Annotated in this window: 1 protein-coding gene; it reads left to right on the top strand. The window is 39.5% G+C overall.

From position 1 onward, the window contains the following. The coding region (locus ACFIKN_RS06110; RefSeq protein WP_375658082.1) for an autotransporter outer membrane beta-barrel domain-containing protein at positions 1 to 1,019 on the top strand (1,019 nt) is incomplete at its 5' end. Between the last annotated feature and the right edge of the window lie 16 nt (positions 1,020 to 1,035).

Here is a 1,035-nt window from a genome sequence, read left to right as displayed (position 1 = left end):
TTTCAGAATCTTCTCACTCTTTAGCCGATCAGATGATTGTGCGTCCAGTTCATAAAGAACAGCCTTCTCCACAATTGAGTGAGACGCTTTCAGTTTCTCACTTTTTGACCACGCCCTCTACAGATGCGGTATTGTCTATGTCTGTAACTCCAGCGATGGTGTTTCACAACGAAATGCAAACAGTGCGTGCGGGAAGAGGAATTCTAGATAAAAGTAAAAAGAATGCAGCTTTATGGACCTATGCGATTAAATCTAAAGAGAGTATTGCGACAGAGCATATAGATTTTAAGTTAGATCAGACAGGTATTGTTTTAGGGATCAATGGTTTAAGCGAGTGGGAAAATGGAGAATTTTATATAGGTGGTTTTGGCAGTTATGATCGTGTCCGTGTTGCGCATGCACGGGGGGGTATCAGTGGTATCAATACTTATGGTATTGGCGCTTATGTCACTTATTTGGATCATAGTGGATGGTATCTCGATGGTATTTTAAAATATAATCATTATCAAAATACTCTAAAGGCAGTTTCAACGAATGGTTTAGGGATTGAAGGAAGTTATAGGCAATGGGCGGTGGGCGCCTCCTTTGAAGCAGGTTATCGACTTCAGACGTCAAAGAACAGTTGGTTGCAGCCTTATGGACAATTTACATGGTTGCAAGTTGAAGGTAAAGAAATCAAGTTATCGAATGACATGACAGGTGACATGCGTCCATTCACTTCATTACGCAGTGAGGTTGGCTTATCTTTAGGATATGAATTTGGTTCTCACATGGATTCCTCATCGCTTGCGTATATTACAGCAGCATGGTTACGTGAGAATAAAGATGACAATCAAACGTTAATTAATCAACGGCATTCATTTACCACGGACTTATCAGGGAATGCAGGTAAATTAGGAATAGGTTTAAGCAGTTTAGTGAGTGAGAAGTTAAAGTTATATGGTGAGGCCCATTATATTAAAGGGCGTAAAACAAAACAGTCCCTTCAGGGAATTATAGGTGTACGCTATAGTTTCTAAATATATGGTTATTTTT

It is taken from the genome of Bartonella sp. CL436QHHD (assembly GCF_042195105.1).
GTDB lineage: Bacteria > Pseudomonadota > Alphaproteobacteria > Rhizobiales > Rhizobiaceae > Bartonella.
This window is presented reverse-complemented; position numbering and strand designations above follow the sequence as displayed.